General features: G+C 70.4%; 9 protein-coding genes. 7 read left to right on the top strand and 2 right to left on the bottom strand.

Annotated features, from left to right (window positions below; genetic code table 11):
- From L0P92_RS39775 to L0P92_RS39795, 5 genes are all read left to right on the top strand, one after another.
- Positions 1-571 (top strand): zinc-binding alcohol dehydrogenase family protein (locus L0P92_RS39775; RefSeq protein ID WP_234768003.1); only part of this gene is annotated, 571 nt, incomplete at its 5' end.
- A gap of 295 nt (positions 572-866) precedes the next feature.
- Positions 867-2,303, top strand: coding sequence for a family 2B encapsulin nanocompartment shell protein (locus L0P92_RS39780; protein ID WP_234768004.1), 1,437 nt, complete (start codon positions 867-869; stop codon positions 2,301-2,303).
- A 16-nt stretch (positions 2,304-2,319) separates the two neighbouring features.
- Positions 2,320-3,372, top strand: a complete 1,053-nt coding sequence (locus L0P92_RS39785; protein WP_234768005.1) for a family 2 encapsulin nanocompartment cargo protein terpene cyclase — start codon at positions 2,320-2,322, stop codon at positions 3,370-3,372.
- A 50-nt stretch (positions 3,373-3,422) separates the two neighbouring features.
- Positions 3,423-4,301, top strand: coding sequence for a geranyl diphosphate 2-C-methyltransferase (locus tag L0P92_RS39790; protein ID WP_234768006.1), 879 nt, complete (start codon positions 3,423-3,425; stop codon positions 4,299-4,301).
- Positions 4,302-4,433: 132 nt separating this feature from the next.
- Positions 4,434-5,339 (top strand): SGNH/GDSL hydrolase family protein, encoded by a 906-nt coding sequence (locus tag L0P92_RS39795; RefSeq protein ID WP_234768007.1) that lies wholly within the window; start codon positions 4,434-4,436, stop codon positions 5,337-5,339.
- Positions 5,340-5,355: 16 nt separating this feature from the next.
- Here the strand turns inward: L0P92_RS39795 and L0P92_RS39800 are convergent, their stop codons facing one another.
- Complete coding sequence (locus L0P92_RS39800; RefSeq protein WP_234768008.1) at positions 5,356-5,838, bottom strand: VOC family protein; 483 nt, start codon at positions 5,836-5,838, stop codon at positions 5,356-5,358.
- Positions 5,839-6,006: 168 nt separating this feature from the next.
- Between L0P92_RS39800 and L0P92_RS39805 the strand changes: the two genes are divergently transcribed.
- Positions 6,007-6,645, top strand: a complete 639-nt coding sequence (locus L0P92_RS39805) for an ATP-dependent Clp protease proteolytic subunit (protein WP_234768009.1) — start codon at positions 6,007-6,009, stop codon at positions 6,643-6,645.
- 1 nt (position 6,646) lies between these two features.
- Entirely contained in the window at positions 6,647-7,249 is a 603-nt protein-coding gene (locus tag L0P92_RS39810; protein ID WP_234768010.1) for a ClpP family protease, read from the top strand.
- A gap of 17 nt (positions 7,250-7,266) precedes the next feature.
- On the opposite strand, the gene L0P92_RS39815 is transcribed toward L0P92_RS39810, so the two are convergent.
- Positions 7,267-7,630 (bottom strand): helix-turn-helix domain-containing protein (locus L0P92_RS39815; protein ID WP_273634148.1); only part of this gene is annotated, 364 nt, incomplete at its 5' end.

The raw sequence follows: 7,630 nt of genomic DNA on the forward strand, positions 1-7,630 counted from the left end.
CGCGCCCCTGCTGTGCGCCGGGATCATCGGGCATCGCGCGCTGCGGCGCTCGGCGCTGCCGCCGGGCGGGCGGCTCGGGCTGTACGGCTTCGGGGGCAGCGCTCATCTGTGCGCGCAGGTGGCGCTGGGCGAGGGCGCGACCGTGCACGTCCTCACCCGCGGGGCGGCCGCGCGGCGGCTCGCGCTCGAACTGGGTGCCGCCTCGGCCCGCGACCCGTACGAGATGCCGCCGGAGCCACTGGACAGCGCGATCCTGTTCGCGCCGGCCGGCGAACTGGTCCCGGTGGCCTTGCGGGCCCTGGACCGGGGCGGGACGCTGGCGGTCGCCGGCATCCACCTCACCGACGTCCCCGCGCTGCGCTACGAGAGCGAGCTCTTCTACGAGAAGCAGCTGCGCAGCGTCACCTCCAACACGCGCGCGGACGGCCGGGAGTTCCTGGCGCTCGCCGCCGAACACGGCGTACACGCCACGACGCACACGTATCCGATGTCGCGAGCGGACGAGGCGCTGCGGGATCTCGCGGCGGGACGTTTCGACGGGGCCGCGGTACTGGTCGACGACCTGTCCTGAGGTTCGCGCGCCCCTCGCGCCCGCACGTCGAGGCGAACGCGACCGGCGTGGAAGCACGGGCGCGTGTGCCCTCTGCTTCCAGGGAGGGTTTGCACCACCCAGGAGGCGAAGCCGCCCCCTTCACGCCGTACCGGGCCCACCACCTGCGCTGTTTGGCTTGTCCCTGCGGCGCGTACGGCTCACCCGTGCCACGAGGCAGCCCTCATCACGCGCCCGCAGGTTGCCGTCGTCATCGCCCACCCGTCGTCACCGACCACTTCGCTAGAACGTCTGATCACCCTCCAGGGAGCAATACGTGTCCGTACCCGACAGCGTCACCGGACCCGCAGCCGACGACCCCGCCCCCGCCACCGACGGACAACTCACCAGTCTCAGCACCCAGGCCGCACGCCAGCTCACCACGACCACCAAGTCCGAACCGCAGATGCAGGCCATCTCCTCGCGATGGCTGCTGAAGATGCTGCCGTGGGTGGACGTCAAGGGCGGCACCTACCGCGTCAACCGGCGCCTCCAGCTTCGCGTGGGCCGCGGCCGGGTCCAGTTCGAGCAGAACGGCGCCGACGACGTCAGGGTCATCCCCGAGACACTCACCGAACTCCCGGTGCTGCGCGGCTACTCCGACCTCGACGTCCTGAAGGAGGTCGCGACCCGCTTCCGGGTGCGTGAGGTCCGCGCCGGCCAGGTGATCGTCGAGGCGGGGCAGCCGGTCCACGAGGCCTACCTCGTCGTGCACGGCAGGTTCACCCGCTTCACCGAGGGCAAGTACGGCGAGGAGGAGATCGTCGGGGTCGTCACCGGCGGCGACCAGATCGGCGACGAGGCCATCGGCCAGGCCGACCCGCTGTGGCTGAGCTCGGTGCGGGCCGAGACGGCGGGCGTGCTGCTGGTGCTCCCCTGGACCGTGGTCACGGAGTTCACCGACCGGGTGCCCTCCCTCGCGGCGCACCTCCAGGCGTTCGCCGAACGCCAGAACCTGCCCATGAACCGCAAGGGCGAGGCCGACGTCCCCGTCCAGGCGGGCCATGTCGGCGAGCCGACGATCAACGGCGGCTACGTCGACTACGAACTCGCGCCTCGCGAGTACGAGTTGTCGCTCACCCAGACGGTGCTGCGGGTGCACACCAGGGTCGCCGACCTCTTCAACGACCCGATGAACCAGACCGAGCAACAGCTCCGTCTGATCGTCGAGGAGATCCGCGAACGCCAGGAGTGGGAGCTGGTCAACAACCGGGAGTTCGGCCTGCTGCACAACGCCGACTACGGGCAGCGCATCCCCACCTTCACGGGCCCGCCGACCCCGGACGACATGGACGAGCTGCTCTCCATGCGCCGCAAGACCAAGCTGTTCATCGCCCATCCCAAGGCCATCGCGGCCTTCTTCCGGCAGTGCAACCGGCGCGGCCTGGTGCCGGGCACCGCGAACGTCGACGGGCACGAGATCCCCGCCTGGCGCGGTGTCCCGATCTTCCCGTGCAACAAGATCCCGATCAGTCCGCAGCACACCAGCAGCATCATCGCGCTGCGCACCGGGGAGGGCGACCAGGGCGCCATCGGGCTGTATCAGACGGGCATCCCGGAGGAGTTCCAGCCGGGCCTGAACGTGCGGTTCATGGGCATCGACGCCAACTCGATCATCCGTTACCTCGTCACCGCCTACTACTCGATGGCGATCCTCGTCCCCGACGCGGTCGGGGTCCTGGAGAACGCCCAGATCGGCCGGACCGCCGAGTGACCGCGTGGAGCACCCTATGAGCACGTCCTCCGCCGGCTTCCGGATGCCGGGACCGCCGAACATCGCGAGCACGCTCCGCACCCGGCGGCGCGGCGGGGCCGTCCCCGGCCTGCGGTACCGGCAGGTCGCGCCCGCGGACCCCGGGAAGGCCGCGGAGGTCGACCGCAGGCTGGAGGAGTGGGCCCGGCGCCTCGATCTGTTCCCCGAGGCGTGGCAGGGCGACTTCTCGGGGTTCCAGTTCGGGCGGGCCGTGGTGCTGCAGCATCCGCAGGCGCTGGATCTGGAGCGGCTGACGGTCGCCGGCGAGTTGCTGCTCGCGGAGAACGTCGTCGACTCCTGCTACTGCGAGGAGGACGAGGGCCGTGGCGGGTCGCGCCGGGGCCTCGGGGGTCCGCTGATCCTGGCCCAGTCGGCGCTGGACCCGTTCCACGGGATCCCCGAGCTGGAGGAGGAGTGGCGGCAGGGCGTGCGGGCCGACGGGCCGTTGCGTTCGTACCACTTCGCTCTCCAGGACTACGCGGCCTTCGCCACACCGAGCCAGAGCGACCGTTTCGTCCACGACATCGCCCGGCTGCATCTGGGCTATCTCGCGGAGGCCGCCTGGATGGAGACCGGATATCTCCCGCTGGTCTGGGAGTACCTGGTGATGCGGCAGTTCAACAACTTCCGGCCGTGTCTGTCGATCGTGGACGCCGTGGACGGCTACGAGCTGCCCGAGCCGGTGTACGCCCGCCCCGAGATCCAGCGGGTCACGGCGCTCGCCTGCAACGCCACCACGATCGTCAACGACCTCTACTCCTTCACCAAGGAACTCGCGAGCGACCCCGACCATCTGAACCTGCCCCAGGTCATCGCCCGCAACGAGCACTGCGGTCTCAAGGCGGCCTATCTGAAGGCCGTCGAGATCCACAACCGGATCATGGAGGCGTTCGAGGAGGAGTCGGCCGTGCTGTCGGCCACCTCGCCGCTCGTCGAGCGCTATGTCCGCAGCCTGTCCGACTGGGTGGCCGGCAACCACGAGTGGCACGCCACCAACAGCCACCGCTATCACCTGCCCGACTACTGGTAAAGCGCGATCGAATGACACAGCGTCATAAGCACCAGCACGAGGAGTCACCGTTGACCATCGCCCCCGAAGCCGGCACCAAGGCAGCCCAGGTGCCGACCCAGTCGACGTACCAGACCCGTGTCGCGGACTACTGGAACGCCGAGGAGAACCCGGTCAACCTCGAACTCGGAAAGCTCGACGACCTCTACCACCATCACTACGGCATCGGCGCCGCCGACCGCACCGTGCTCGACGAACCCGACCCCGAGCTGCGGCGGGAACGCATCACCACCGAACTGCACCGGCTGGAGCACGCCCAGGCCGAGCTCCTCGCCGAACGGCTCGGCCCCCTCTCCCCCGCCGACCGCGTCTTCGACGCCGGCTGCGGGCGCGGCGGCGGCAGTGTCACGGCGCATCTGCGGTACGGCTGCCACGCCGACGGTGTGACCATCTCGGAGAAGCAGGCCGAGTTCGCCAACGCGCAGGCCCGCAAGCGGGGCATCGACGGCCGGGTGCGCTACCACCACCGCAACATGCTGGACACCGGGCTGACGTCCGGGGCGTACGCGGCGTCCTGGAACAACGAGTCGACGATGTACGTCGAGCTCGACCTGCTGTTCGCCGAGCACGCCCGGCTGCTGCGCCGCGGCGGCCGCTATGTGACGATCACCGGCTGCTACAACGACACCTATGGGCGGGCCTCCCGCGAGGTGTCCCTCATCAACGCGCACTACATCTGCGACATCCACCCGCGCTCGGAGTACTTCCGCGCCATGGCCCGCAACCGGCTCGTCCCGGTCCATGTGGAGGATCTTACCGAAGCGACCATCCCCTACTGGGAGTTGCGCAGCGAGGCCGAGCATCTGGTGACGGGCATCGAGGAGACGTTCCTGAACGCGTACCGCAACGGCAGCTTCCAGTATCTGCTGATCGCGGCGGACCGCGTCTGAGCGATCCGCCCGCGTACGACCGTCGAGCCCGCGTCGGCCATGGTGTTCCGTGGCCGACGCGGGTCTTCCGCGTGGGGCCGGGCTGTGCTTGCCTGGGGAGCCGTTTTCGGTGCCCGGGACGGGAGTTGCCGTATGCGGAAGCCGTGGATCGTGGGAGTGGGCGTGCTGCTGGCCGCCCTGCTGCTCGGCGCGTGCGGGGACCCGGCGTCCGGGCCGGAGTCCGCGCCGCCCCCGGACCTGCCACGGGCATCGGTCACGACGCAGCAGCGGGCGTCCGCCTCACCGAGCACGGGCGCGAGCACAGCTGCGAAGGCGCCCACCGTGCTGTACCTGGGCGACTCGCTCGCCATGGAGGCGCAGCAGGTCCTCGGGCAGGAGCTGCGCCGGGGCCTGCGGGCGACGTACACCAGCGCCCCGTACTCGGGAACCACCCTGTGCGACTACCTGGAGGGCACGGGCGAGCGGTCCCTCGTGCCGGTCGCGGACAAGGCGGCCACGCTGGTGCGCCGGCTGCGGCCGGACTTCGTGGTGCTGCAGTTCTGGGGCAACGCGTGGGGCTATACGCCGTGCATGGACGGGATCACCTACGACGCCTCGCCCGAGAAGTACTTCGCGCGGTACGCGGCCGACATGGAGCGGCTGGCCGACCAGATCGCCGGGGCCGGTGACGCGCGTATCGTCTGGGTGCTCCAGGGCCCGGACCCGATCACTCCCGACCGGGTCCGGCGCGTCAACGCCCTCTACGAGCAGCGGGCCACCGCCTCGGGCGGTCTGGTCGCGGACGCGGGCAGGGCGGTGAGTGCGGCCGGGGCGCGCTACAGCTGGGTGCGGTACCTGCCGTGCACGGCGTACGAACGCGCCCACGACGGGTACTGCACCCAGCCGGGACGCGACCGTACGGCCCTGCACCGCGACGACGACTACCTGCACTTCTGTCTGGCGCCCACGACCTCGACGCCGAAGCCGTGCCCGGTCCGCTCGCCCGGGATCCTGCGGATCGCCCAGGAGATCACCCGGGTGATCCGCGAGAACCCGTAGCCGGGCGGAGCGGAGCTCACTCGCCGGCGTAGGCCTTCTCCAGGGCGGCGATGTCGAACTTGTGCATCGCCATGAACGCCTTGGTCACGCGGGCCGCCTTCTCCGGGTCCGGGTCGGTGACCATGGCGTCGAGCCGGTCCGGGACGACCTGCCAGGACACGCCGAACCGGTCCTTGAGCCAGCCGCACGGTCCGGGCTCGCCGCCGTTCTCGGTGAGCTTGGCCCAGTAGTAGTCGATCTCCTCCTGGTTCTCGCAGAAGATCATGAAGGAGGTCGCCTCGGTGAACTTGAACTGGGAGCCGCCGTTGAGGCCGAGGAACCTGTGGCCGTTGGCCGTGAACTCGACCGTCATCACACTGCCGGCGGGCTGCATCGCGCCCTCGGGGTAGCGCGCGACCTTGCCGACGCTGGAGTTCTTGAAGATCGAGACGTAGAAATGGGCGGCCTCCTCGGCCTGGCCGTCGAACCAGAGACACGTGGTGAAACCGTCGGATGCCATGAGTACCTCCTGGGCGAGCGGAACGCTGTCCCTCTTTCGACCGGTCCTCGACCCGGAACTCATCGCTCTGCCCGTGGCGAATCTGCCAGGGGCAGAGAATCAGCCTTCCGGCCTCGTCCGCGGTCAAGAGTGGAGTCGACGGCATCCACGCCACGACGAGGAGAACCGATGACACCACTCACCGCGCTCGCTCCGCGGGCTCAGGAGGGCGACACCCCGCCCACCCGCTTCGACGACCAGCTGGCGTCCCAGCTGCTGGCCCAGCGCATCGTCCTGCTCGGCACCCAGGTCGACGAGGTCTCGGCGAACCGGGTCTGCGCCCAGCTGCTGATCCTGTCCGCGGAGGACCCGCGCACCGACATCGCCCTGTACATCAACAGCCCCGGCGGCTCGGTGCACGCCGGGCTCGCCATCTACGACACGATGCGGCTGATCCCGAACGACGTCTCGACGCTCGCCATGGGCTTCGCGGCCAGCATGGGCCAGTTCCTGCTGAGCGTGGGCGCCGAGGGCAAGCGGTACGCGCTGCCGAACGCGCGGATCATGATGCACCAGCCGTCCGCGGGGATCGGCGGCACCACGGCGGACATCGAGATCCAGGCGGACAATCTGGACTTCACGAAGCGGACCATCGAGCGGATCACCGCGGAGCACACCGGCCAGAGTCCGGAGACCATCTCCCGCGACGGGGACCGCGACCGCTGGTTCACGGCCGAGGAGGCCAGGGAGTACGGCATGGTGGACCGGGTGGTGGAGTCCCTCGCGGATGTCCGCCCGGCTTCCTCCCGACGACGGATGGGGCTGTGACATGGGGACCTACACGATTCCGAACGTCGTCGAGCGCACCCCGCAGGGCGAGCGGTCCTACGACGTGTTCAGCCGGCTGCTGTCGGAGCGGATCATCTTCCTCGGCACGGAGATCGACGACGGCGTCGCCAACGTCGTCATCGCGCAGCTGCTCCATCTGGAGTCGGCGTCGCCCGAGAGCGAGGTCGCGATCTACATCAACTCCCCCGGCGGCTCGTTCACTTCGCTCATGGCGATCTACGACACCATGACGTACGTGCAGGCGCCGATCTCCACGTTCTGTGTGGGCCAGGCGGCCTCCACCGCGGCCGTGCTGCTGGCCGGAGGGGATCCGGGGCGGCGGTTCGTGCTGGAGCACGCGCGCGTGCTGCTCGGTCAGCCGGCCAGCGGCGGGCGCCAGGGCACGGTCTCCGATCTCGCCCTCCAGGCCAAGGAGATGGTCCGGATCCGCGCCCAGGTCGAGGAGGTGCTGGCCCGGCACACGCACCACGACATCGCGACGCTGCGCGCGGACATGGACCGCGACAAGGTGTTCACCGCTCAGGAGGCGGTGGCGTACGGGCTGGCCGACGAGGTGGTGAGCCGGCGCCTGGTGCGGGTCTGAGGCGCCGGCGCGTCGCCTCAGGCCGCCAGGCACATCCCGTCGTACGACGAACCGGTCCTGGCCCGGCCGGTGCGGCTGCCGGCCGGCACCTGCCGGCTGGTGAGCCGGACCAACTCGCCCTGCGCCAGCGACAGCAGGTCGCCCAGGCCGAGGCCGAGGGCGTGGGCGGCGGCCGCGAGGACCTCCGAGGAGGCCTCCTTGCGGCCGCGCTCGACCTCCGAGAGGTACGGCATGGAGATGCGGGCGGCGTCGGCCACGTCCTTGAGGGTGCGCTCCTGGGCGAGCCGTTCGCGGCGCAGGACGTCGCCGACGAGGTCGCGCCACAGTGGCTCCTTGGCCGCCGGGGGGCGCCCCTGCGGTGAGGCGGCGGCAGGCGTGGGC

Source organism: Streptomyces muensis (assembly GCF_021474425.1).
Classification (GTDB): Bacteria; Actinomycetota; Actinomycetes; order Streptomycetales; family Streptomycetaceae; genus Streptomyces; species Streptomyces muensis.

What these genes read in the sequence shown, in the direction of transcription:
- L0P92_RS39785 (WP_234768005.1), top strand. Translation starts at nt 2,320, where the DNA reads ATGAGCACGTCCTCCGCCGGCTTCCGGATGCCGGGACCGCCGAACATC.
- L0P92_RS39795 (WP_234768007.1), top strand. Translation starts at nt 4,434, where the DNA reads ATGCGGAAGCCGTGGATCGTGGGAGTGGGCGTGCTGCTGGCCGCCCTG.
- L0P92_RS39800 (WP_234768008.1), bottom strand. Translation starts at nt 5,838, where the DNA reads ATGGCATCCGACGGTTTCACCACGTGTCTCTGGTTCGACGGCCAGGCC.
- L0P92_RS39805 (WP_234768009.1), top strand. Translation starts at nt 6,007, where the DNA reads ATGACACCACTCACCGCGCTCGCTCCGCGGGCTCAGGAGGGCGACACC.
- L0P92_RS39810 (WP_234768010.1), top strand. Translation starts at nt 6,647, where the DNA reads ATGGGGACCTACACGATTCCGAACGTCGTCGAGCGCACCCCGCAGGGC.